The sequence below is a fragment of the Microbacterium sp. genome, from assembly GCF_047606385.1.
In the GTDB taxonomy this organism is placed as follows: domain Bacteria; phylum Actinomycetota; class Actinomycetes; order Actinomycetales; family Microbacteriaceae; genus Microbacterium.
On the sequence record NZ_JASGEL010000125.1, the window covers coordinates 16,713 to 41,146 of the forward strand.

Annotated in this window: 17 protein-coding genes; 2 read left to right on the top strand and 15 right to left on the bottom strand. The window is 69.2% G+C overall.

The genetic code is table 11. The features are described 5' to 3' along the window. The 10 genes from QM626_RS12225 to QM626_RS12270 form a co-directional block, all read right to left on the bottom strand. A complete protein-coding gene (locus QM626_RS12225; protein WP_415077226.1) occupies positions 1-330 on the bottom strand; it encodes a PadR family transcriptional regulator in 330 nt (109 codons plus the stop codon). A gap of 282 nt (positions 331-612) precedes the next feature. Continuing rightward, the gene (locus QM626_RS12230) at positions 613-2,568 is read right to left on the bottom strand and encodes an ABC1 kinase family protein (RefSeq protein ID WP_415077227.1); all 1,956 of its coding nucleotides are present in this window, start codon (positions 2,566-2,568) and stop codon (positions 613-615) included. 47 nt (positions 2,569-2,615) lie between these two features. Continuing rightward, the gene (locus QM626_RS12235; RefSeq protein ID WP_415077228.1) at positions 2,616-4,682 is read right to left on the bottom strand and encodes an ABC transporter ATP-binding protein; all 2,067 of its coding nucleotides are present in this window, start codon (positions 4,680-4,682) and stop codon (positions 2,616-2,618) included. Continuing rightward, complete coding sequence (locus tag QM626_RS12240; protein ID WP_415077229.1) at positions 4,679-6,412, bottom strand: ABC transporter ATP-binding protein; 1,734 nt, start codon at positions 6,410-6,412, stop codon at positions 4,679-4,681. The genes QM626_RS12235 and QM626_RS12240 overlap by 4 nt, the downstream gene beginning before the upstream one ends. A gap of 77 nt (positions 6,413-6,489) precedes the next feature. After that, positions 6,490-7,740 (bottom strand): 23S rRNA (adenine(2503)-C(2))-methyltransferase RlmN, encoded by a 1,251-nt coding sequence (rlmN, locus tag QM626_RS12245; RefSeq protein ID WP_415077230.1) that lies wholly within the window; start codon positions 7,738-7,740, stop codon positions 6,490-6,492. A gap of 121 nt (positions 7,741-7,861) precedes the next feature. Continuing rightward, a complete protein-coding gene (locus tag QM626_RS12250; RefSeq protein ID WP_415077231.1) occupies positions 7,862-9,493 on the bottom strand; it encodes a DUF4407 domain-containing protein in 1,632 nt (543 codons plus the stop codon). Positions 9,494-9,633: 140 nt separating this feature from the next. Next, a complete protein-coding gene (locus QM626_RS12255; protein WP_415077232.1) occupies positions 9,634-9,939 on the bottom strand; it encodes a hypothetical protein in 306 nt (101 codons plus the stop codon). A gap of 339 nt (positions 9,940-10,278) precedes the next feature. Further along, the gene (locus tag QM626_RS12260) at positions 10,279-10,737 is read right to left on the bottom strand and encodes a hypothetical protein (protein ID WP_415077233.1); all 459 of its coding nucleotides are present in this window, start codon (positions 10,735-10,737) and stop codon (positions 10,279-10,281) included. A gap of 107 nt (positions 10,738-10,844) precedes the next feature. Further along, positions 10,845-11,102, bottom strand: coding sequence for a DUF4190 domain-containing protein (locus QM626_RS12265; RefSeq protein ID WP_415077234.1), 258 nt, complete (start codon positions 11,100-11,102; stop codon positions 10,845-10,847). Between the two features lie 669 nt (positions 11,103-11,771). After that, positions 11,772-18,566, bottom strand: coding sequence for a PA14 domain-containing protein (locus tag QM626_RS12270; protein ID WP_415077235.1), 6,795 nt, complete (start codon positions 18,564-18,566; stop codon positions 11,772-11,774). Between the two features lie 310 nt (positions 18,567-18,876). On the opposite strand from QM626_RS12270, the gene QM626_RS12275 reads away from it, so the two are divergent. After that, complete coding sequence (locus QM626_RS12275; protein ID WP_415077236.1) at positions 18,877-19,704, top strand: HAD family hydrolase; 828 nt, start codon at positions 18,877-18,879, stop codon at positions 19,702-19,704. A gap of 99 nt (positions 19,705-19,803) precedes the next feature. Here the strand turns inward: QM626_RS12275 and QM626_RS12280 are convergent, their stop codons facing one another. The 3 genes from QM626_RS12280 to QM626_RS12290 all read right to left on the bottom strand — a co-directional run bounded on the left by QM626_RS12280 (position 19,804) and on the right by QM626_RS12290 (position 22,344). After that, positions 19,804-20,646 (bottom strand): SDR family oxidoreductase, encoded by an 843-nt coding sequence (locus QM626_RS12280; protein WP_415077237.1) that lies wholly within the window; start codon positions 20,644-20,646, stop codon positions 19,804-19,806. A 136-nt stretch (positions 20,647-20,782) separates the two neighbouring features. Continuing rightward, positions 20,783-21,586: an enoyl-CoA hydratase/isomerase family protein gene (locus tag QM626_RS12285; protein ID WP_415077238.1), complete on the bottom strand. Its 804-nt coding sequence runs from the start codon at positions 21,584-21,586 to the stop codon at positions 20,783-20,785. Next, positions 21,583-22,344: an SDR family NAD(P)-dependent oxidoreductase gene (locus QM626_RS12290; protein ID WP_415077239.1), complete on the bottom strand. Its 762-nt coding sequence runs from the start codon at positions 22,342-22,344 to the stop codon at positions 21,583-21,585. Before QM626_RS12290 ends, QM626_RS12285 begins: the two co-directional genes overlap by 4 nt. Positions 22,345-22,566: 222 nt before the next feature. Between QM626_RS12290 and QM626_RS12295 the strand changes: the two genes are divergently transcribed. Then, positions 22,567-22,962 (top strand): MmcQ/YjbR family DNA-binding protein, encoded by a 396-nt coding sequence (locus QM626_RS12295; protein ID WP_415077240.1) that lies wholly within the window; start codon positions 22,567-22,569, stop codon positions 22,960-22,962. Positions 22,963-22,965: 3 nt separating this feature from the next. Here the strand turns inward: QM626_RS12295 and QM626_RS12300 are convergent, their stop codons facing one another. Together QM626_RS12300 and QM626_RS12305 are read right to left on the bottom strand one after the other, a co-directional pair. Further along, complete coding sequence (locus QM626_RS12300; RefSeq protein ID WP_415077241.1) at positions 22,966-23,619, bottom strand: DUF1345 domain-containing protein; 654 nt, start codon at positions 23,617-23,619, stop codon at positions 22,966-22,968. A 43-nt stretch (positions 23,620-23,662) separates the two neighbouring features. After that, positions 23,663-24,271: a helix-turn-helix domain-containing protein gene (locus QM626_RS12305; protein WP_415077242.1), complete on the bottom strand. Its 609-nt coding sequence runs from the start codon at positions 24,269-24,271 to the stop codon at positions 23,663-23,665. Between the last annotated feature and the right edge of the window lie 163 nt (positions 24,272-24,434).

Sequence of the window (24,434 nt, forward strand, 5' to 3'; positions counted from 1 at the left end):
TCAGTCGCCTCCTTCTCGGAGCTGTTCCAGTCGTTCTGCGAGGAAGCTCCACGTCCGCCAGAACTCATCGAGGTAGTCCCGCCCCGCCGGGCCCAACGTGTACACCTTGCGCGGCGGGCCCTTCTCCGAGGGCACCCGCTCGACCTCGACGAGCCCCCGCTGCTCGACCCGCACGAGCAGCGCGTAGACGGTGCCCTCCGCGATGTCGGCGAAACCCTGCTCCCGCAGCCACGAGGTGATCTCGTAGCCGTAGGCGGGCCGGCGGCCCAGGATCGCGAGGACGATGCCCTCGAGGATGCCCTTGAGCATCTCGGTCTCCTGCTTGCCCATCGGTCCTCCGCCTACTCAGTGACGCTGACTACCGCTAGATAGTAACGCCGAGTACCGGTACCTAGCAAGAGCGACTACCGAGGAGATCGGCGCGGAGAGAGGCGCCACCGGCGCGAGCGGGGCAGCGCCGTGCGGGCCCCTGCGAGTACGACCATGTCCCAGTTTGGCGCGGTATAAGGCCTCCATACCGCGCCAAACTGGGACATGGTCGGGGTGGGTACGAGCCGGCGGCGGGTGGATGCCGGGGCTCACCACCGCCGGGGCTCACCACCGCCGGGGGCGTCAGCGCCGCCGGCGCACGAACGCCACGCGCAGGCTGCGTAGCAGGAGCAGCAGGCCGCCGAGGCCGACGACGGCGCCCAGGAACGGGAACACCGGTACCTCGGGCGTCAGCTGCGGACCGCCGCCGGCGATGCTGAGCATCACGGCGACCACCACCAGGGCGATGCCCACGAGCGTCGTGGTGAGCCGGCCGACGAGCGTCTCGACCCACGACCGCTCGTCGCCGTCGTCGAAGGCGCGCAGGCTGACCTGGAACGTGCCGTCCTCCAGCTGCTGTGCGAGCGAGCCCAGCCGCCGCGGCAGCAGCCGCAGCTGCTCCGCGATCAGCGCGGTCTGGGTCTGCATCGTCATCACCAGCGACCGCGGCGAGCCGATCTCACGCGCGAAGCGGGGGGCGCGGCGCAGCGCCTGCGACACCATGTCGTAGTCGGGCACGAGCCGGCGCAGCGATCCCTCGAGCGACGCGAGCGTGCGGAACACGAGCAGCAGCGACGGCGGGAGCGCGAGCCGGTGCCGCCGCATCACGTCCACGAGCGCGCGGAACACGTTCTCGTCGACCCGGGTGTTGTGCACGCGGGTGAGGATGACCCCGATGTCGTGCTGCAGCGCCGCCTGGTCGACGACGCCGGTCTCGGGCGGTGAGACCAGCATGAGCACCACATCGGTCGCCGCCACGTCGTCCTCGTTGGCCATGGCGACCAGCAGCGGCAGCAGCATCCGCCGCAGGCTCTTCTCCAGGATGCCGACCGCGCCGAAGTCGATGAGCGTGACCCGTCCGTCGGCGCCGAGCACGAGGTTGCCCGGGTGCAGGTCGGCGTGGAAGACGCCGCGCACCGCGATCTGACGGAACACCTCCTCCAGCACCCCGTCGGCGATCTCGCGGGCACGGAACGAGTCGAGGGTCGCGGCGTCCACCCGGCTGAACGGCACGCCGTCGGCCCGCTCCTGCACGAGCATCTGCGCGGTGGTGAACCGCTCGTAGACGCGCGGCACGCGCAGGCCGCCGCCCGCGGACCCGCGCAGCATCTCGGTGTTCGCCGCCTCGATGCGGTAGTCGAGCTCCTCCCGCAGGGCGCGGGCGAACTCGGCGGCCAGCGCCACCGTGCCGTAGTCGCGCCCCCACTGCGTGTGGCGCTCGGCATCCGCGGCCAGCCGCTCGACGATGTCGAGGTCGGTCGCGACCTGGGCGCGGGCGCGGGGACGCTGGATCTTGATGACGACCGGCTCGCCGGTCACGAGCCGCGCGGCGTGCACCTGGGCGACGGATGCCGCCGCCAGCGGCTTCTCCTCGACCTCGGCGAAGGCGCCTTCCAGCGGCATCCCCAGCTGCGCCTCGATCGCGGCCTTCGCCTCGCGCCACGGGATCGGGGTGGACTCCATCTGCAGCGTCGACAGGGCGGCGGTGAGCTCGGGCGGCAGCACGTCGTCACGGGCGGAGAGCACCTGCCCGATCTTGATGAACGTGACGCCGGCCTCGTTCATGGCGCCGACGATCGCCGCCGGGAAGTCGTCGCCCTGCCCGGTGCGGCGGCGGCGGTAGACGCCGAGGCCATGTCGGGAGGCGATCGCGACGATCTGCGCGTAGCGCCTGGCGCGGTCGCGGCGCAGGAACGCCTCCCGCACCATCGTGAGGGGGTTCGCGAGCGGACGTGTCGGCCACAGGAACTCGAGGGTCACCAGCACGATCACCACGACCGCGAAGACCCAGCCGAGCGTGAGCGCGAGGAAGACGAGCGCGAGCGGGCCGTCCACGACCAGCCGTTCGCCCTCGATCACCCCGGACTGCTCGAGCGCCCAGTAGGCGACCGGGCTCAGCAGCAGGAACACCACCGCCGCCACCACGACCGAGCGGATCCAGCCGACCTGCGTCTCCAGCAGGCGCCGGCTCGTCCAGCCGGCGACGACCGAGAACACGGCGATGACGACGACCGCCCAGATCCACACCCAGATGTCCACGCCCCGCCCCTCGTCGGCGTCCCGTCCGCAGGCCGCCCGAGCCCAGGCTAACCGGCGGCGTCGGCAGCGGGTATGGCGGCGGCGGAAGGATCGCCGGCTGCGACGACCTCGTCGAGGTCGGCCGCCGCCTGCGCGAACTGGGAGTTGTAGAGCCGGAAGTAGGCGCCTTTGCTCGCGATGAGCTCGTCGTGCGTGCCCTGCTCCACGATCCCGCCGTCCTCCATCACGAGGATCAGGTCGGCGTCGCGGATGGTCGAGAGCCGGTGGGCGATCACGAACGAGGTGCGTCCCTCGCGCAGCGCCGACATGGCGTGCTGCAGCAGCAGCTCGGTGCGGGTGTCGACGGAGCTGGTCGCCTCGTCGAGGATCAGGACGGACGGCTGGGCGACGAAGGCCCGCGCGATCGTGATGAGCTGCTTCTCGCCGGCGGAGATGTTGGACGCGTCCTCGTCGAGCCGCGTGTCGTAGCCGTCCGGCAGCGAGTGCACGAACCGGTCGACGTAGGTCGCCCGCGCCGCGGTGAAGATCTCGTCGTCGGTGGCGTCGGCCCGGCCGTAGCGGATGTTCTCGCGGATCGTGCCGGCGAACAGCCACGGGTCCTGCAGCACCATGCCGGTCTTGGCGCGGATGTCGCGGCGCGTGAGCCGGGAGATGTCCTGCCCGTTGAGCAGGATGCGGCCGGAATCGAGCTCGTAGAACCGCATGATGAGGTTCACGAGCGTCGTCTTGCCGGCGCCGGTCGGCCCGACGATCGCGACCGTCTGCCCCGGTTCGACGCGGAAGGACAGATCGTGGATCAGCGGCCGGTCGGGCGAGTACGAGAACGCGACGCGCTGGAACTCGATCGTGCCGTCGCCGTCGACGGGCGCCGGCGCGTCGTCGAGGTCGGGGTCCTGCTCGCTCTCGTCGAGGAACTCGAACACGCGCTCGGCCGACGCCGTGCCGGACTGCACGACCGCGGCCATGCCGCCCAGCTCCGACAGCGGCTGGGTGAACTGCTGGGAGTACTGGATGAACGCCTGCACGTCGCCCAGCCGCAGCTGGCCGCCCGCCACCATGAGGGCGCCGAACACCGCGATACCCACGTACGTGAGGTTCCCGATGAACATCATCGCCGGCATCATGATGTTCGACAGGAACTGCGCCTTGAAGGAGGCCTGGAACAGCTCCTCGTTCTCGGCGCGGAACGCCTCTCGCGAGGCCTGCTCCCGTCCGAACACCCGCACGAGGGCGTGCCCGGAGAAGGACTCCTCCACACGGGCGTTGAGCCGGCCCACCTTGCGCCACTGGATGCCGAACGCCTTCTGCGAGCGCGGGCCGATGACCCCGAACAGCACGCCCATCAGCGGGAAGCTCACCAGCACCACGATCGTGAGCTGCCAGGAGATCGAGAGCATCATCACGAGCACGCCGATCACGGTGAGCACGCTGGTGAGCGCCTGCGAGAGCGACTGCTGCATCATCTGGGTGATGTTGTCGATGTCGTTCGTGACCCGCGAGATCACCTCGCCGCGCTGCACACGGTCGAAGTAGCGCAGCGGCAGCCGGTTGATCTTGGCCTCCACCTGCTCGCGCAGCCGCCACATCGTGCGGACCATGACGATGTTCACGACATAGCCCTGCAGCCACATCAGCACGGATGCCGCGAAGTACAGCGCGAGCACGGTCAGCAGCACCTGGCTCAGCGCGGTGAAGTCGACGCCGGCGCCGGGGGTGAAGCGGTCCATCGCGTTCACGATGTTCGCGAGATCCGGCTGGCCCGAGTCGATCAGTCCCTGCACGACCTGCGCCTTGGTGGTGCCGGCCGGGACCGTCATCGACACGACGCCCTCGAACAGGATGTTCGTCGCCTCGCCGAGGATCTTGGGCGAGAGCACCGACAGCACCACGCCGATGGCGCCGAGGAACGAGACGAACACGAAGGCCGCGGCGTTGGGACGGAGCAGCCCGATCAGCCGCCGGAACGTGGGCCAGAACTGCGCCGCCTTGCCCGGCGCGACCCCGCCGGTCCAGTCGTCGGCGGCCAGGCGCGCCTGCTCGCCGAGCTCGATCTCGAGCTTCTCCTCGGCGCTCAGCTCGGGGACGGCCTTGCGTGAGGCCTTCGCAGCGCTCATCGGGCCGCCTCCGCCCCGAGCTGGGACTCGACGATCTCGCGATACGTCGGGCTGGTCTCCAGCAGCTCCTCGTGCGTGCCGAGGCCGACCACGCCGCCGTCGTCCAGCACGACGATGCGGTCGGCGTCGGTGATCGTCGAGATCCGCTGCGCCACGACGATCTTGGTGACCTCGGGCAGCTCGCGCCACAGCGCCTGTCTCAGTCGGGCGTCGGTGGCGAGGTCGAGCGCCGAGAAGGAGTCGTCGAACACCAGCACGCGGGGATCGTGCACGATGGCGCGGGCGATCGCGAGCCGCTGGCGCTGGCCGCCGGAGACGTTGCTGCCGCCCTGCGCGATCGGAGCGTCGAGGCCCCCGGGCATCTGGGCCACGAAGTCGCCGGCCTGCGCGATCTCCAGCGCCCGCCAGAGCTCGGCATCCGTCGCCTCCTCGCGACCGAAGCGCAGATTGGAGGCCACCGTGCCGGTGAACAGGAACGGCCGCTGCGGGACGAGGCCGATCGTGCGCCACAGCGCGTCGAGGTCGGCACGGCGTACGTCGACGCCGCCGACGAGCACCGCGCCGCCGGTCACGTCGAACAGCCGGGGGATGAGCGAGACCAGCGTGGTCTTGCCCGCGCCGGTCGATCCGACGACGGCGACCGTCTGCCCGGGCTCGGCGCGGAAGGCGACGCCCGACAGGATGGGATGCTCCGCCCCCGGGTAGGTGAACGACACGTCGCGGAGCTCCACGGCCCCGGGCTCGGGGAACTCGGCGATCGCGTCGGCCGGCCGCTCGAGCGTGGATCGCGTGTCGAGCACCTCGCCGATGCGCTCGGCCGACACGGCGGCGCGCGGGATCATCATGGTCATGAAGCTCGCCATCATGACGCCCATGAGGATGATCATGACGTACTGCATGAAGGCGAAGAGGGTGCCGATCTGCACGGAGCCCTCGTCGACCTTGATGCCGCCGAACCAGATGACGCCGACGACGGTGACGTTGAGGATCAGCATGACGGCGGGGAACAGCAGCACGAACAGCGATCCGACCTTGCGGCCGACGACCATGATGTCGGTGTTGGCGGCGCGGAAGCGCGTCTCCTCGATGGGCTCGCGGACGAAGGCTCGGATGACGCGGATGCCGGTGAGCTGCTCGCGCATCACGCGGTTCACCCCGTCGAGCTTGCCCTGGTAGCTGCGGAACAGCGGCACCATCCGCGCGATGACGAGGCCGGCCACCACCAGCAGCACCGGCACGGCCACCGCGATGATCCACGCCAGGCTCACGCTCTGCGCGATCGCCAGGATGATGCCGCCGATCGCGAGCAGCGGCGCCGAGACGAGGAAGGTGGCGCCCATCATCGCGAGCATCTGCACCTGCTGCACGTCGTTGGTGTTGCGGGTGATGAGCGAGCCGGGCCCGAGATCGGTCACCTCGCGCTCGGAGAAGCCCGACACGCGCTCGAAGATGTCGTCGCGCAGGTCGCGGCCGAGCGCCATCGCCGCGCGGGCGGCGAACCAGGTGGCCACCACGGACGCCACGATCTGCCCCAGCGACACCGCGAGCATGAACGTGCCGGTGCGCCAGATGTAGTCGGTGTCGCCCTTCGAGACGCCGTCGTCGATGATGTCGGCGTTCAGGCTCGGCAGGAACAGCGACGCGAGCGCCGACGCGAACTGGAACACGAGCACGCCGAGCAGCAGCCACCCGGACGGGCGGAGATAGCGGACGAGCAGCTTGGCCAGCACGGTTCCTCCTGGGTGTCCTCGACCCGCACGGGGTCGCTTCGGACAGCCTGACACAGGCCGCCGACATCAGGGGTCCGTCAGGGAGCGGGGACGGCCTCGGCGGCCGCGGCATCCGCCTCGGTCGCCACCAGCTGGCCGCACGCCCCGTCGATCTCCTTGCCGCGCGTGTCGCGCAGCGTCGTCGGGATGCCGGCGTCGTTGAGGCGGCGCACGAACTCGTCCTGCACGTCCTTCTCGGACGCGGTCCAGATCGAGCCCGGCGTCGGGTTCAGCGGGATCGGGTTGACGTGCACCCAGCCGCGGCCGCGCGCGTTGAGCTTGGCCGCGAGCAGGTCGGCGCGCCAGGCGTGGTCGTTCATGTCCTTGATCAGGGCGTACTCGATCGAGACGCGGCGTCCCGTCTTGTCGAAGTAGGCGCGCGCGGCATCCAGCGCCTCGTCGACCTTCCACCGGGAGTTGACCGGGATCAGCTCGTCGCGCAGGTGGTCGTCCGGGGCGTGCAGCGAGAGCGCGAAGGTGACGGGGATGCCCTCGTCGGCGAGCTTGCCGATCGCCGGCACCAGACCCACGGTCGAGACCGTGATGCCGCGGGCGCTCATGCCCATGCCGTGCTTCTTGTCGACCATCACCCGGACCGCCTGCATGAGGCGGGCGTAGTTGGCCAGCGGCTCGCCCATGCCCATGAAAACGATGTTCGTGACGCGCTCGTCGGCGTGGCCGACGCGGCGCGGATCGCCGAGACCGCCGTCGCGGATGAGCCGGTCGGCGCGCACGACCTGCTCGACGATCTCGGCCGCGGACATGTTGCGGGTCAGCCCCGCCTGCCCGGTGGCGCAGAACGGGCAGTTCATGCCGCATCCGGCCTGGCTCGACACGCACAGCGTGATCCGGCCCGGGTAGCGCATGAGCACGGACTCGACGAGGGCGCCGTCGTGCAGCTTCCACAGGAACTTGATCGTGTCGCCGCGGTCGGTCTGCAGCCGGCGCACCTCGGTCAGCAACGGCGGCAGGAGCCCGGCGACCAGCGCCTCGCGTCCGGATGCCGGCAGGTCGCTCATCTCGGCCGGGTCGGAGGTGTAGCGGGTGAAGTAGTGCTTCTCGAGCTGCGCGGCCCGGAACCCGGGAAGACCGAGCTCTTTCGTGCGCTCGACGCGCTGCTCGGGGGTGAGGTCGGCCAGATGCACCGGGGGTTTGCCCCGCTTGGGGCTCGCGAACTGCAGCAGCGGTCGCCCCTCGGCATCCTTCTGCTGCGTCCACCCCTCCGTGGCCGGACGCACCTGCGGCGCACGCGTCGAGACGACGTGCGGGCGGGCGGGGGTGTCGGTCACGGTTCCAGGGTACGGGACGCGCCCCGGCAACCGGCGAGACCGCATCTGCGCGCCGAGACGGTGGGGTGACCCCACGCTCTCGGCGCGCAGATGCGGTCTCGCGGAATCGGGGGGGGCGGGGTCAGGACGCCGCGGACTCCGAGGTGATGACGGCGGCGCGGTCGCGGAACGTGCGCGCCGTCACCCGGTCGAGCGAGACCTGGCGGCGCATGGCATCGGCCTTCTCGTACAGCGACGGGTCGCCGAAGCTCGTGAGCACCTTCACGAGCACCGGCAGCAGCTCGATCATGAAGAACAGCGCGGCGATGAGCCAGTGCGCCCAGGCGAGCGTCGGCTCCTGCTCGCTCAGCTCCTCCAGCGCGGTGATCTGGCTGAGCAGGCCGACCGCCTCGGCATTGCCCGAGGCGACCTCGGCCGCGCGCTCGTTGTAGGCGGCCAGGGCGGCGTCGTACGTCGCCTGCGCGGCGGGGAGCTGGTCCTCGGCGGCCTGCTTGTTCTGCTCGGCGGAGGTCGCCGCGGCCTCCGTGCTCGCACTGTTGGCGGCCGTCAGCGCGGCCTGCGCCGTCTGCAGCTGCGCCGCGAGATCGTCGTAGGCGGACTGAGCCGCCTCCAGCTGCGCCTCCGCCGCTTCGGCGCTCGTGCCGTCGCCGGCGACGCCGGTGCAGCCGGAGACGGTGCCCGCACCCTCGCCGGTCAGCTCGCACTGGTAGAGCGCGCGAGCCGTGTCGATGACGGTCTGCTGGTCGGCGAGCTGCTGCGTGAGCTGGTCGACCGTCGCCTGAGCGGCGACCGTCTCGGCCGAGGTCGAGTCGGTGCCCGCCACGATGCCGGTGGCGGCCTGGTTCTGCAGCGCCGCGAGCGCTGCGCTGGCCTCGTCCAGGGCCTCCTTCTCGGGGCCGTTCGTGACGGCGTCCTGGTCGGACTGCGCCTGGGTGAGGTTGGTCGAGGTGACCTGTCGGGCGATGTCGTTGTGGAACACCTGCAGCACCAGCGGCTCGGCGACGACGATGCCGATGAGCGCCGCCATGATCACGCGGGGGATCGCGAGCCCGATCAGTCGCCAGATGTTGCGCGTGGCGCGCATCGTCGAGGTGAGGAAGCGGTCGAGGTTGAAGATGATGAGCGCCCACACCAGCGCCAGCGGCACCGCGAGCCACACCGAGATTCGCACGCCCGTGATGAGGGCGAAGGTCATCGACAGCGCCGAGACCAGAGCCGTGCCGGCGAGCACGAAGAACATCTGCACGAAGCGCGAGGTCTCGGTCGGCACCTCGTCGAGGACGTGCCCGTCGGCGCCTCCCAGCACGGCGAGCCGGCGCAGGATCGGGATGCGGCGGCCCGGACGCCCCGCGCGACGGCCGCGGCGCGGGCGGCCGACCGGCTCGGGCTCGATGTCGATCGGCTCGACATCGACCGGCTCGGGCTCCGGCGCAACCGGGGCGGGCTCCGACTCGCCCGGCTCGGGTTCCGGCTCGACCGGCTCGGGCTCCGCGAGCTCGGGCTGGACGGCGGCGGGCTGCGGCTCCGGCGCGACCGGCTCCGGCGTCTCGATCCGTTCCGGCGCCTCGGCCACCGGGGCGGGGATGACGACCGTCGGCGCCTCGGCATCCGCCTCGGGCTGCGAGTCGACGTCCTCGGCCTCCCGCGCCGCGCGCAGGTCGCTCAGGTACATCGGCTCGGTCTCGGCCGTCGTCGTGAACTCGATGCGACCGTCGGACCCGAAACGGCCTGGTCGGTGGGCGGAAAAAGACATTCGTCCAGGCTACGAGGATGCGCCTGTGCGCCAGGTGGACGCTGCGCCAGAACCCGCCGTGACCGATCGCGGGCGTCTCGTTCCCTCGTCCTCGGGTGTGGCGAGCGCGGTTGCCGACCCGCCGGCCATGCGCCCGAGGTTCACGACCACGACGCTCGACCACGTCCGCGACGACCGGTTCGCTCCCGGACACGCGCAGCCAGGTCATGCACCAGCCTGCGCAGCCAGGTCCGCCGGTAGCCGAATGAACCACGAATACCCGGTTCGACGGGAACGATGTCGACCGCCTCGCGTGAGCGGAACGTGATGCGCAACACGGGTTCGAAGATCAGGGAACCCCATATCTCGACGGGCTCGACCGCGGCCACGTCATCCCACGCCACCTGTGCGAACGGCCGTCGGACGTGGCGTTCGCGGATCTCGATGCCCGCGTCGGTGAAGGTCATCCACCCGGGTCCGGCAAGACCCGTGACGACAGCGGCAGCACGGTCCGCCGGCTCGGCGACCGACGCGGCGCGTGCGAACAGATACCGACCGCCGTCTGCCATCGCCTCGCGCCGAAGACGCCGGAACCGTGAGGCCTGGATGCCGATCAGGGCGACCGGACAGAACAGGCCGGGGAGCGCCCAGGTCGCGACGCTGCCCCAGCTCTCGTGCCGCAGCACGGGCAGCGACACACCCTCCGGCCGAGACCGCTACGCAGGCCACCAGGCACCACCAGATGAGATATCCGGTCCAACGGCCCTCCGGGCGTACGACCGACGGCCCGGTGCGCTGGGCCACCGTCACAGCGGAGCCGCCTGTGCGAATGCGATCACCGCGACCCCGATCGACAGCCCGAGAGCAACCACTGGAGCAGCGATCGCGACCGCGACCGCCCCGCAGCGCGACCTACCGGCGCGGATGAGCGCGTCGCGAATCCACGGACCCCTCCAGAGCGCGCACAGAGCGACCGCGCAGAAGAGAAGCGCGACCGCGAACAGCGCCGTCTCTTCGGTAGCCAGCACCCCCCAAGTCTTCCGCGCCACGGGCTTCAGCACGACATATGACCCCATCCACAACGGGCCAACGATTCCGATCACGAAATACGAGATCACGTTCTGCGGAGTGAAGACAAAACGCGACATCCGCGGTGCGAGAAATTCGCCGAATGAGATCAGCTCTCGTCCTGTTCGTCCTGCGGGGCAACCGGTGAATCTCGTCGAGGCCGACTCATGAACGTTCATCCCTTTGGTGCCGACCACGCCGACGACCGGCGGACGGACGCCGTGTCGGGTCCGCCGAGTGACGGCTTCACCATGTCGGCATCTCTATCCACGATCAATCGACACCGCTTGTCGTTCCACAAAGTTCACGTCATGTGTTGGAGCGCCTTGATCAGCAGGGTGAGCCACACGATGAAGAAGGCGGCTTGAGCACAGGTGCCGAGGCCGCCGATCACCACGGCCCACCGGGCGAACCCACGGCCGCCCTGATTGACGGCTCGGCCGCGCAGCTGGTTGACCGCGACGATGCCCAGAATGAGGCCGAGCAGCGGCACGATGAACGCCGCGATGAACCCGATGAGAGCGAGCGTGTTGGTGCGAACACCTGAAGTCGGCTCGGTCATAGCAGATTCCTAGCATCTGGGCGCGCCTTCGCGAGCCTGCCAATGGGTGTGGCCGTCAACCCGTACCTCTTTCTCGTGCTGCGAAGCGAGAGATAGAGTCCGCTAGAGCGTGAAATCGCGACCGCGGGTAACCTAAGGAGCCGCGGATACCAGGTATGACTGGGACGAGGTCAACCGCTTCGCCGGAGCAGAAGGTGATGCGCAACACCGGTTCGAAGACCAGCGATCCCCATAACGCAACTGTTTCAGCGGCCTCCACATCACTCCATGACGCCTGCGTAAAAGCCGCACGGGTGTGGCGTTCGCAGATTTCGATGCCTGCGTCAGTGAGCTTTATCCACCCTAGTCCCGCCCGACTAACGACTTTGACCTTTTCGCCTTCTGCCCAGCCCGTTGCGGATGCCGCGCGCACAAACAAGTACTGCGCGCCGGCAGTCATCGCATCATGCTGAAGACCGCGGAAGCGCGACGACTCAATCCATGTCAAAGTACTGGGAAAGAATAGTGCAGGGAGCACCCAGGTCACGAAGCTGCCCCACCCTTCCTGGCGCAGGACAGCAGCGATCGAGCCGGCAACAAGAATAAGCGTAACGATAGCGACTCCCGCCCACATGGCTTGTCCCCGCCAACGAAATTCCGGAACCACTGTGGGCCCGCCGATAGTCGGTCTCACCATGTCGGAAGCTCCCGTGAGGTAGGAATCAAGCCAACCACGAACATATGAGTGTCAAAGATCAAAGCAGCTATCGGGCCACCAAGCGCGCCCGCTCCTGTCGTGCTCGCAGTCGCGCCTATCAAGAATGACATTCCAAGAGTGAGAGCCGAAGCCCTGCATTGTGCGTCAATGTTGTAAGCCCAACAATCGAGCGCCAGTCCGCCAGCTCCCGTTATGACGGAAATCCATCCCAGGCCGTTGCCAACTCCTAAGAACGCAGCAGCAAGCTGCGGCTGCTTTGCGTATGCCGCAACAACCAGGGAGCCAACCGAGAATACGGCCAACGCATATGAAAAGTACTGCATAGCTGTCGCGACCGATGCAGCTACCGTTCGCCACGCCGGAGCGGCACTACCGACGCCGGGTCGTTGCGGCGTTGCAGCCTTCATTGCGGCAGCAATGTCGCTCGCACTGTGGACACTGGAATTCCTGTCGTACGCGCCGGCGTAGTCGTAAGCACCCAAAGGTCGCTTACCGCTGAGGTCGTGTTTGCCGATGGGGTCAGTGGGCCAGACGTAGGCGTTCTCACCACCTCCCTGAACGGGATCGACCTGCAAGAAGCGGCCGAGCGCCGCGATATAGACGCGAGCGCCCATCTCGATCAACTGCGTCGAACCAGCCGTCTCCGCGAGCTTCTGAGCACTCTCGTGCCAGCCGGTGGTGTCGTTGACGATGCCGCCATCGTCCGCGGCCGCAGTGCCGATCTCCAGCGTGGCCGGATCCAACGGCTGACCGAACGGGTCGTAGAGCCGGATCCCAGTCGTGGTGGTGCCGGCCCCCGTTGTGAGCGTGTTGCCGAGGATCGAAGGGTACGACCACGTCGCCGCACCACTGCTGGGGATGTCGACACAGGCGCCGCCGGGCAGCGACAGCGACACCGTCACCACACCGGCCGCCGAGACGGTCGCCCAGGGCGAGTCACCCGTGCCGGCATAGAGATACTTGACGGTCGTCGCCTCGGGCGCGCCGGCCGGATCCGTGGTGCGGGAGACGATCCGGCTGGTCGCGTCGCGGTTGATCACCACAGTGGTGCCATCGTCATAGGTCGTCTTGACGTGCTGGTTGCTGGAGTCGTAGGCGAGGGTCATGTCGCCGAGCCGGGTCGTGTTGCCGCGGTAGTCGTAGGCGATCTCGCTCGCGTCGAGCCCGTCCGCGACGGTGTTCAGGTCGGGGTCTCCTTCCTGAATGTCCGTCGCGCTGGATGTCAGGCGGTCGGCCCAGTCGTAGCAGTAGTCGGTCACCGTGATCGACGTTTCCCCCGATACGGGGGCGTAGGTGTCGACGGTCTCGGTCCTGTTCCCGGACGCGCCGGCCGCGGTGTTGACGCCACACCCACCGGTGCCGGCGTATTTGTAGAGCAGCTCATGGTCGGGGATCGCGGCTTGCACGAGGCGACCGGCCGAGTCGTAGGAGTAGCGGCTGGCGTAGGACGTGCTGCCCTGGGTGATGGTCTCCCCGACGACGCGCCCCGCGCGCGATCGCGAGACGGCGTCCGTCAGCGTGCTCGCTCCGGCGAAGGTCCACATCTGCTGCGTGATCATGCCACGTTTGTCCCGGGTGATCGCCAATTGCGCGCCTCCGAGATAGCTCACGGTCGAGAGTCGTTGCAGCGAGTCGTAGGCGGGGGTCGCGTAGGTCTGCCCGTTGTACTTCACCGAGGTGATCTTGCCGTCGAGGTCGTACGTGTACTCCGTCGTGCTGGACGGCACCCCGGTCGCCGTGGTCACGGTCTTGAGAAGCCGACTGGTGAGCGCTTCGTAGGTCGGTGTCGTCACCGTGCCCGACGTGTCGGTGTAGGTGACGACACGGCCGAGGAAGTCGGTCTTCGTCGTGATGGTAGAGGAACTGGAACCCGAGATGGCCGGGCCCTTCGTAGCCACGGTCATCCCGGCGGACGTTGCCGTGTACGTCGTCGTGATCGTACGCGTATCGGCGCTCGTCGCGCCACGGATCACCTGTTTCGTCACCCGACCTCGAGCGTCGTACGTCGTGCACGACCAGCTCGTGTCACCGGTCACCTTGGTCCCCACGACCCGGCCCATGACGTCGTAGAGGTAGGTCGTGGTGACCGCGCTGCCAGTCGCCGGGGTCGGTCCCGTGACGGATTTCAGCATGCCGTACTGACGGGTCCCGGATGGGACGCCGCAGGTGGTGGAGGTGATCTGGCCGAGGTCGCTGTAGTAGACGCGTGTCGTGCTCGTCGCGGCGGATACGGTGCTCGCCGCGGTCGCCGCAGGCAGCGTGCTGGTGAGCTGGCGCATCCAGAGCGTCGTGCTCGCCGGATCCTCGTAGGTCGCCGCCGTCGTCAGGTTCAGGCCGCCGGGGTCCACCGTCGTCGAGGTGGCCTGACCCGTCCACGGGTTCTGATACGCGGTGCGGGTCGTGATCGACGGCGCCGCCGTGTTCGCGGTCGTGCTCACGTCCTCCATCGTGGTCTGGGTCGTCAGGCCGTAATCGGGATGCAGCTGGGTCCCCGGGATGACCGTGAACACGCTGGCACCGGGCAGCTTCCACTGCAGGTCGATGTGAGCGCCGCTGCTGTTGTCGTAATACTCCAGTCGGACACGTCGCGTCTCCCCGGCAGCGACGGTGAACTCGGCGCTGTCGACGTCGGTGGGAGACTGATCGACCCATCTGTTGATCATGATCACGTCATCGAGCCAGACGCGCACACCGTCGTCGCTGTATGTCCGCAGCCGGTAGGTACCGGCCTGCGAGAACGTGACGAGCCCGGTCAATCTCAGCGAGAAGCCATCCGCGCTGACCCCTGCCACCGGCGCGGCGGTGCCCCACTCCTTGTACACGCTGCCGTCGGAGGTGCCGATGCCGAGTGCGTACACGGCGGGTTTGCCGGACAGCTTCATCGTGTTCGTGTAATAGGTTGCCTGCAGCCCCTGCATCCCGCTGTCGTAGGTCGTGGTGTTCTTCGCCGGAACGATCCCACAGGAGGCGATGCTCGCGGAGTTACCCGATGGCGTCCGGTTCGCGCTGAAACAGGTCGGTGAGGCCGGACCGTACGTCTCGATATTGCGATCGGTGTTGTCGTAGATATAGGTCGTCATCAGTCCCGCGGTATCAGTCGAGGACAGGACCAAGTCTTTGACCGGGTCCCATACCTGCGACGAGGTCACACCCATGGCAGAGGTCACGGACGTCGACCGCCACGCGGAGTCATAGGTGACCGTCTGGCTGACACCGCTGATACCGGCGACCGTGACCGTCGTCGTCCCGGGCACGGAGTAGTCATAGGTGCGCGTGGGACGCGCGGTCGCGGTAACGCCGTTCGCGGCAGGGAGCTTGAGGGTCGTCGCTTTGACCTTCCCGTCCAGCGAGCTGTAGCCGATGCCGACGCTGGCGGGATCGTCCGCCGCGATCGACGTGCTGAGCGGACGGCTGTCGTTGGCCCCGCTGCCGCGGATCTGGTCGAGGAGACCGAACACGTTGCCGTATCCGAACAGCGTGAGCGCGTCGCCCGGATCGTTGACGGCCGCGAGCTGGCCGGCCGCGTTGTAGAAGACCTGGGTGCTCGTGCCATCCGGGTATCCGATCACGCACAGCATGTCGACCGGGGCCTTCGCGAACCCGTCGCCCGCCCGCTCGGGACACAGCGTCTGGGCACCGTCCTGGTAGGTGAACGTGACCTTCCGGAGATAGTCGGTTCCGCTCTTCGACACCGGGTCGACCACCGCGGTGGCCACTCCGTTCGTGCCGAGGAGCAGTTGCGGCGACGCCGGCTTCTTGATGTCGGCCGGCGGTGTGGCGCTGGTCACCCGCCCTTCCTTGCCGAACTGGTAGACGGTCCCGTCCTCGTCGGTGAGCACGACCCAGCCATTGCCGTCGAGCGAGACGACGCCGTACTCGCCCGCCGGCGGCGTGTATCCGCCTGCGGAGGTCTTCGTGTAGGTGTGCGCCTTGCCCGTCGCGTCCGTCAGCACCACCGCCGAATCCGCGATCGACGCCGACACCCAACCGGAAGTCTCCCCCGCGATCGGTGTGGACGACGACCAGCCCGCCGGGAGGATCTGCACCTTCTTGGTGAACCAGTCCGGCTGCAGCAGCACGCGCGTCGGCGCGCTCGCCCCGGACGCCGTGTACTCGACCCACAGCTCCACGTACGCCGGCGACGTCTGCTCGTAGTACTCGACCTGAATGGGAACGGCGACACCGGTGCTGGTCACGGTCGTGGTCGCGGCGGTGACGAACGACCCGCCCTCCCAGTGGTCCAGCAGCTTCTGCCCGTCGTAGTAGAACCTGATCCCGTCATCGTGGTTCGCGCCGAACGTGAGCGCCTGCCCCGTGTAGCTGGCCGGCAGCTTGAGGAAACCCGTCCAGCGAGCGAGGAAGTGGTCGTTGGGCACCGCATCGGCCGGTGATGATTCACCCCACTGGAACGACACGGCAGGATCCGTCCGCACCAGCACCGGCGTCTTCCCGTCGAACGTGTACCCGGAAGGACTCGACGGCGCCGTCCCGTTCACGCGCGCCTCGAAATACTCGGCCGTGAGCCCACGGTTCGCGTCCGGAACCTCCTGCGAGTTATACGAGAACGACATCCCCATCGACCCGCCAAGGGTCTGCACCGTCGGCGAGGCGAAGGTCAGGCTCGCGTTGCCGTTCGCAAGATTGACGTTCACCCCACCCGCGGTGTCATACGGCGACGGGCTCGTGGACCCGAGTCGCAGATCGACCCGGATGCGTTTCACCCAGGTGTTGAAGTAGTTCTTGTCCTGCCCGTCATCCGTGAACACCGTCCACGAGTAGACGCCGCCGTCCTGCAGCGTCCCCGCGGGGACCGTCCACGACGCTACCCCGTTCGCAGCCGTCACCCATCCCGAGGTGACGACCGCGCCGGACTTCGCATCGGTGCCGGTCGCGATGCGGAACTGGTACTTCATGCTGCCGCCCGTGGCGTCCGTGTCCGAGACCGCCGCCACCTGAAGACTCGGCGTGAGCGTCGTCACCGTCTGGGGCTGGTTCGAGCCGACCGATCCCGGGGTGGCCGACGTCACGTCCGGCAACGGCACCTGGTTCGTCGTGAGCTTCCGCACCCCCGTCTGCCGCAGCGTCGACTGGCCGAACGTGCCATTGGCACTGTCGACGACCGATACGCGCCAGTAGTAGTCCGTCCCGGGGCGCAGGATGCCGTCGGGAACCGTCCACGATGTGCTGGTGATCGCGCCCGAGCCTGCGACGAGGTTGGTCATTCCTGCGTCCGTGGCGACTTGGAAGGACAACCACTGCTGAAGGCCTCCGGCATTCGTGGTGGACGCTGTCAAGGTGGGGGTCAGGGACGCGCCCGTCGCGTTGGCGGCCGGCGTCCCCGCGCTGACGCTCGGATAGTCCCAATATGCGACGTACATCGCGGCGTCGATCTGCTTGTGGGAGTACGTGCTGCCTTCCCAGCCGCCGATCATCCACGCGGGGCGGTCCCCGATCAAGATGCTGTGAGCGAGCTCCTGCGCAAATCCGGTCCCCTCCGTCTGCGCGATGCCTGTTCCCAGGTGGTAGTACCCGACATGGGTGCCCGTACCGTTGTAGCCGAACGCGCTGGCGTGCTGCACCCACCCCTCCTGAACGGCCGTGTCATACCCGGTGTACTGAACGGCGAGCTGAGCACCGGCGATGAACTTGTCCATCAGCCCGTCGTAGTTGAGTCCGATGACCGAGCGCCAATACCTGTTCGTGTTGTTCTCACGCGTGTTGCCGACGTGCATCTGACCGCTGAAGTGCGTGCCGTCGGACTTGTAGCCGTCGCGCGAGGTCGGGTACCAGGTGACGGTCGGATCGATGTGCACCGGGTAGGCACGGGCCGCATCCGCGAGCCAGGTCGGGTCGGCGCCCAACGAATACCGCCATGAACCATCCGAGGCCTGGCGAAGCGATACCTTCAACTGCGTCGTCGCCGGCGACGAGGTGACGTTGTCGCCGGACGAGTCCCACGCCATCGGCGTGGGCACGACGAGCGCCACCTCGCCGGCCTCGTCGACGAACTCGAGCGTGTCGGCGTCACCGAGACGGGGCGTGAGGCCACCTGCGTCGATCCGCCATGTCCACCATGACTGCGACGGCACCTGCTTCAGCAGCAGCGTCTCCTTGACCGCGCCCTTCTGCACCTCGTATTGGAGATCCGCGTCAGGCATGACCTCCGGGTACGTCACTGCACTCGACGTCACGTCGAACGAGTTGAGAGCGTCGGCGTCGTTCGACCACTGGAACGGAGTCTCGGCGTCGGCAGCGTCCGCTCCGATCAGCGAGAACGACACGTCATGCCCGTTGCGGGTCACGGTCACCGCATCGTCGTCCGCGGCGGAATCGGCGAACGACGGCTGCAGCGGATGATCGTCGACGACGAGCCCGTCACCGCTGCGCGCGACGCTCGTGTTGATCTCGCGCCATGTGCCGTCCTCGCCCAGGACGTTCAACGGGGAGAGGGACGTCTCTTCGATGTACATGCCCTCCGGCGTGCGATACGTCGTCGTGGTCTCGCTCCGATCGACGACCTGCAGCCCCGCCACATCGATCGGCGAGCCGTCCGCGCCCGGGACATCCGCTCCGCTCGAGGCGGCGGCATCCGCCAGCGCCTGCTCGTCGGACGCAGGCATCTCCGGCGCCTCGGGCAACGCCAGGCTCCCGACCGGGTCACCCTCCGGCACCGCCGCTTCCGGCTCCGGAACCGGCGTGGCCGGAAGCGCCGGACCGCTATCGGCATCGTCCTGCTCGACGGGCGTCGGATCGTCCGCGGGCGTCAACGCCTGCGACGGTACGGCCACTCCCACGACCAACGTGATCGCCAGTCCCAGCGCGAGCAGGACAGACTTCCCCCAACGAGCCACTCGTTCCCCCAGTTGCGCTCCGCATCGAGCGCGCTCATGAGACTTACATAGTCTTTTCGCAGACTATTGCGAGGGATCGCATAGGCGCAAGAAATGTTTTACGCGATGCTTCGCCCACCGGGAGCGCGTGACGTTGGGCGCGAGCGTAGCGGTCGCGGAGAGATCGTCGACACGCGGCTGATCTCACGCGAAGGGGTTCGCTACCCGCATGTTGGAGCATGGAACCGTGACATCATCCCCCCGCATCGCCTTCCTCGACGTCGACGGCACGATCCTCGACCACGGCAAGACCGTCGCCCTGTCCACGATCGACGCGATCCGCACCGCCCGCGCGCGCGGCCACCTGGTGCTGCTGTCGACCGGCCGGGCGGCATCCGACATCCACCCCACCGTGCGCGAGATCGGCTTCGACGGCGTGATCTCCAACGGCGGCGCCTTCGCGAGAGTCGGCGACGAGACCGTGCTCGCGCGCACCATGCCGGTGGACGCGGTGGACCGGCTCACCGCGTACTTCGAGACCGACGGCGTCCTGTACTTCCTGCAGACTGACCACGGCGTGTACGCGAGCGAGCGCGTGCATCGCGTCGTCGACGAGATGCGGCGGCGCTGGGGCATCGAGAACGACCCGGCTGCGGCGCCCCGCTTCCGCGACCTGGCCGACCTCGACCGCGGCGACGTCGCGAAGGCGGTGTTCATGAGCGAGGACGCCGGCACCGTCGCCCGCGCGCAGGCCGACCTGGGCGACGCGTTCCATGTGGTGCCCGGCAGCATGCCGCTGCCCGGCGGCTCGAACGGCGAGGTCGGGATGCGCGGGGTCACGAAGGGCTCGGCGATCCTGTCCGTCCTCGAGCATCTGGGCCGGGATGCCGCGGACGCCATCGGCATCGGCGACAGCTGGAACGACGTCGAGATGTTCGAGGTGTGCGGCGTCGGCATCGCGATGGGCAACGCCGAGCCCGCGCTCAAGGCGATCGCCGACGAGGTGACGACCTCGGTGTCGACCGACGGCGTGGCGCGCGCCTTCGAGCGCCACGGGCTGATCCCGATGCCGTGAGGGGCGGCTTCCTCGCGAGACCGCATCTGGGCGCCGAGACGGTGGGGTGACGCCAGGGTCTCGGCGGCAGGATGCGGTCTCGCGGAGGCGGCGGCGCGCTCAGTCGAGGAAGATGTCGGGGAACAGCGCGTCGTCGGGCGTGCCGGGCACGGCCGCGTAGCCGGAGAAGTCGGTCACACCGGCCTCCTCGAGCACGTCCTCCACGATGAGCGTCTGCCCGGTGTACTCGCGCGCCGGCCTCGTGATCACCGCGTAGGCGGCGTCGGCATAGATCTCCGGCGTCCGGCTGACGCGCATCATCCGGTCCCCGCCGAGCGCGAAGCGCACCGCGGCGGTCGCGATCGTCGTGCGCGGCCACAGCGTGTTCGCGGCGATGCCGTCTTTCGCGAACTCGGCCGCGATCCCGAGCGTGGTCATGGTCATGCCGTACTTCGCGAGGGTGTAGCCGGTGTGGGCGCCCAGCCACTTCGAGGAGAGGTTCAGCGGCGGGGACAGCGACAGGACGTGCGGGTTGGCGGCATCCCTCAGCACGGGCAGCGCCGCGCGGCTGAGCAGGAACGTGCCGCGCACGTTGACGTCCTGCATCAGGTCGTACCTCTTGACCGACAGGTCGAGCGTGCCGGACAGGTCGATCACGCTCGCGTTGTTGACGACGACGTCGATGCCGCCGAACTCGCCGACCGTGGTCAGCACGGCCTCGGTGACGGCGTCCTCGTCGCGCACGTCGCCGACGATCGGCAGGGCTCGCCCGCCGGCATCCTGGATCTGCGCCGCCGCGGTGTGCACCGTGCCCTCGAGCTTCGGATGCGGGGTGTCGGTCTTCGCGATCAGCGCGACGTTCGCGCCGTCGCGCGCGGCGCGCAGCGCGATCGCCAGGCCGATGCCGCGGCTGCCGCCCGACATCAGGATCGTCTTGCCCGCCAGGGGCTTCGCCTCGGTCACTGCTTCTCCTTCTGTTCGGATGCTCGTGCGGGTTCCGTCACTCCCCCGGACTCGCCCGCATGTCCCACTTCGGCGCGGTATGGCGGCCTCTTACCGCGCCGAAGTGGGACATCAACCGCGCCGAACTGGGACATGGTCAGCTCGATGCGGGTCGCGGGGAGTCCGGACCCTGACGGCGAGCGGATGCCGCAGCGAACGCCGCGATCCGCGTGCGCGCATCCGCGGTGTCGAACGCGGCGCCGATCGTGGCCGCCTCGTCGTCGAGGTTCTCGGCGAGGGAGCGCGCTGCGCCGCCGCGGACGAGCCGCTTGGCCTGCCCGAACGCGCCGGTCGCGCCCTCGAGCCAGAAGCGCGCTACCGCATCGGCGCGGGAGCCGACGGCCTCCGCCGGCACGACCTCGCTGACCAGCCCCCAGTCGAGGGCGGTGGCCGCGTCGATCGTCTCGTCCTGCAGCAGCAGCCGCAGCGCGCGGCGCTGACCGATCGCCGCCGGCAGCAGGGTCGAGACGCCGAGGTCCGGGGTGAGGCCGATGTTCGCGTAGCGCGACACGAACCTCGCGCGCTCGCTCGCGACGATGTGGTCGGCGGTGAGCATGAGGCCCAGGCCCCCACCGGCGACGGCGCCCTGCACGGCCGCGACGATCGGCTTGTCCGAGGCGACGAAGGTGCGGATGCCGTCGTGGATCACGTGCGCCATCCGCGTGATCTCGGTGCCCCCGGCATCCGCCTGGCTCATCGCGATGACGTCGCCGCCGGCGCAGAACGCGGGGCCGGCGGCATCCAGGATCACGGCCCCGATCGACGGGTCGGACGTCACCTCGTGCGCGAGCTCACGCCACCGCTGGCCCATCTCGAAGTCCATGGCGTTCAGCGACGCCGGTCGGTTGAACGTCAGGCGGGCGAGGCCGTCGCGGACCTCGAGCAGGATCGTGTCGCTCATCGCGGCGCCATCCGGATCGCACCGTCCAGGCGGATCGTCTCGCCGTTGAGGTATCCGTTGCGCACGATCTCGAGCACGAGCGACGCGTACTCGTCGGGGCGGCCGAGACGGGCCGGGTAGGGCACCTGCGCGCCGAGGGAGTCCTGCGCGGCCTGCGGCAGTCCCTTCAGCATGGGCGTCTCCATGATGCCGGGGGCGATCGTGCACACCCGGATGCCGTAGCGCGCGAGCTCCCGCGCGATCGGCAGCGTCATGGCGTGCACCCCGCCCTTGCTCGCCGCGTACGCCGGCTGGCCGATCTGGCCGTCGAAGGCGGCGACGGAGGCCGTGTTCACGATGACGCCGCGGTCGCCGTCCGGGGTCGGGTCGGTGCGGGCGATCGCCGCCGCCGCCTGCGCGATCACGTTGTACGTGCCGACGAGGTTCACGCGGACGAGCTTCTCGAAGTCGGCGAGCGGTGTCGGGCTCCCCTCCCGGTCGAGCACCTTGGCGGGCGGGGCGATGCCGGCGCAGCCCACCACGACCCGCAGCGGCGCCTGGCTCGCGGCGGTCGCCACGGCCGCGACCACCTGGCCCGGGTCGGTCACGTCGGCGGGGACGAACACGCCCCCGAGCTCCGCTACGCGCTCCGCGCCCGCCGAGGACGGCAGGTCGACGATCGTGACGGCCGCCCCGGTGCGCGCGAGCGCGGCGGCGGTGGCGTGCCCGAGTCCGCTCGCGCCGCCGGTGACCAGGGCCGACGATCCGCTGACGTCCATACGGTCTCCTTCGAACTATGGCATCCGGTGTCACTATAGGCGACACTGCGTGTCAGTCGGGATCGTCGGTCCCGGCGAGCGCGTGCGTGTCACGACTCAGGCTAGCTCTGCGGAGCTCCTGCGCGCGTGCGGTGATCCCGCGGCTCCGACTGCGGGCGCCGCGCGCGCAGGCGGAGTTATGACACAGTGGCGCGCGCGCCTGCGCAGCGCGAGGATGGCGGCGTGCCGCATCCGCTCATGTTCGACGAGGACGACCCGCTGCTCGCGCGGGTGCGCGCCGTGTGCCTGGCCTATCCGGAGGCGGCGGAGCGGATCAGCCACGGGCGGCCGAACTTCTTCACGACGCGCACCTTCTGCTATTTCGGCGGAAGCCAGCGGGTCGACGGCGCGTGGGTCGCGCACGACGCCGCCGTTCTCGTCAAGCCCGACCCCGCCGACGCCCCCGCGCTGCGGCAGGATCCGAGGTTCTTCGTGCCCGCCTACCTGGGCCCGCACGGCTGGCTCGGTCTCGACCTCGCCGCCGGCACCGACTGGACCGAGCTCGCGGAGCTGATCGACGCGTCCTATCGTGTGACGGCGCCCGCGCGACTCGTGCGGGCGCTCGACGACGCCGGCTGAGTCCTACGCGATGATCGTGTTCACCGCCAGCACGATGATCAGCGCGTTGAAGAAGAACGACAACGTCGTGTGCCAGACGACGGTGAACCGCATCCGCGTCGTGGTGACCGATACATCGGACACCGAGAACGCGGTGCCGTTCGTGAACGAGAAGTACACGAAGTCGGCCAGACGCGGCGACGGCGTGCCGGGGAACACGAGCGGCGGCTCGTCGGCCGGAGCGAGGCGGTAGCGGCGATCGTAGATGCGCGCGAACCCCCAGTGGAACAGCGCCCAGGACAGCAGCATCGCCCAGACCGCGACCCACTCGATCACACCGGACCACTCCTCGATCCGCCGCAGCGTCAGCAGTTCGGTGGCCGCGACCGCGCCGACCAGACTGGCCACGAAGGTCGCGAGCGTGCTCACCAGCCGGGCGAAGCGCGTGCGCTCCAGCCAGGAGTAGGTGCGCACGCTCGGCGGCGGGCGACGCACGGCGATCGCGATGGCGACGGCCGCCATCGCCCAGTACGCGGTGGCGAGCAGGCACCACGCCACGAGCAGGGCGACGACGGCCTGCTCGCTCTCCTCGCCGAGCACGAGCAGCAGCCCGAGCACGACGAGCATCGTCTGCACCAGCAGATCGACCACACCGGCGACGACCACGACGGCGGTCACCGACCCGTTCCCCTCGCCCCCCGCCATCGGCCCGCGCCGATCCTCAGCGGCCGGGGTGGACGATGAGCCACTGCGCGACCGCGTCCTCCGCGCCCGCGTTGTGGAGTCTGTGCGGCCGCGAGCACGGGTAGCTGATCGCGTCCCCCGCGCGCAGGACGACCCGCTCGGACTCGAAGTCGACGGTCAGCTCTCCCGAGACCACGGTGCCGACCTCGTACCCCTCGTGTCGGAACAGGTCCACGTCGCCGTGCGCGGACGCGCCGGGCGGGTACACGGATTCGAAGTAGTCCACGCCGGGGGTGTCCCCCGGCGAGAGCCGGCGGAACGTGACACCGCTGTCCAGCATCACCACGGACGACTGCGCCGCCCGCTGGAGCGCGAAGCCGCCCGCGCCCGGATCGCGCGCGGTGTCCACGGGGGCGTCGAAGACGGACGCCAGGGGAACCGCGAGCGCGTCCGTGATGGCGATCAGCCGCGAGACGCTCGGCTGCAGGACACCGCGCTCGATCTGGGAGATCGCGCTGGTGGAGATGCCCAGCGCCTCGGCGAGCGCCCGTGCGGACATGCCCCGCTCCTTGCGCAGCGTGCGCAGCCGAGCGCCGACTCCCGGCATCGCATCGGTCGACGCGGTCGTCGACTCGGGCGCGGACATGGCGAAATCCTATCGGCCCGATCCGCATCGACGCCTCGACGTCGTCGTCGTGAAGTGATCGCTTCTCGAAAGACGTCATGAGCCTGTTACATCCGAGAAACCCGTGATCCGGGATGAAGCAATAGCTTCACTCTCACGCACCATCCGCCGCGGACTCCATGTC

Excerpts from the sequence above, each read along its gene's own strand:
- QM626_RS12225 (WP_415077226.1), bottom strand. The coding sequence starts at position 330 with ATGGGCAAGCAGGAGACCGAGATGCTCAAGGGCATCCTCGAGGGCATC.
- QM626_RS12235 (WP_415077228.1), bottom strand. The coding sequence starts at position 4,682 with ATGAGCGCTGCGAAGGCCTCACGCAAGGCCGTCCCCGAGCTGAGCGCC.
- QM626_RS12250 (WP_415077231.1), bottom strand. The coding sequence starts at position 9,493 with ATGTCTTTTTCCGCCCACCGACCAGGCCGTTTCGGGTCCGACGGTCGC.
- QM626_RS12255 (WP_415077232.1), bottom strand. The coding sequence starts at position 9,939 with ATGACCTTCACCGACGCGGGCATCGAGATCCGCGAACGCCACGTCCGA.
- QM626_RS12265 (WP_415077234.1), bottom strand. The coding sequence starts at position 11,102 with ATGACCGAGCCGACTTCAGGTGTTCGCACCAACACGCTCGCTCTCATC.
- QM626_RS12285 (WP_415077238.1), bottom strand. The coding sequence starts at position 21,586 with ATGAGCGACACGATCCTGCTCGAGGTCCGCGACGGCCTCGCCCGCCTG.
- QM626_RS12290 (WP_415077239.1), bottom strand. The coding sequence starts at position 22,344 with ATGGACGTCAGCGGATCGTCGGCCCTGGTCACCGGCGGCGCGAGCGGA.
- QM626_RS12305 (WP_415077242.1), bottom strand. The coding sequence starts at position 24,271 with ATGTCCGCGCCCGAGTCGACGACCGCGTCGACCGATGCGATGCCGGGA.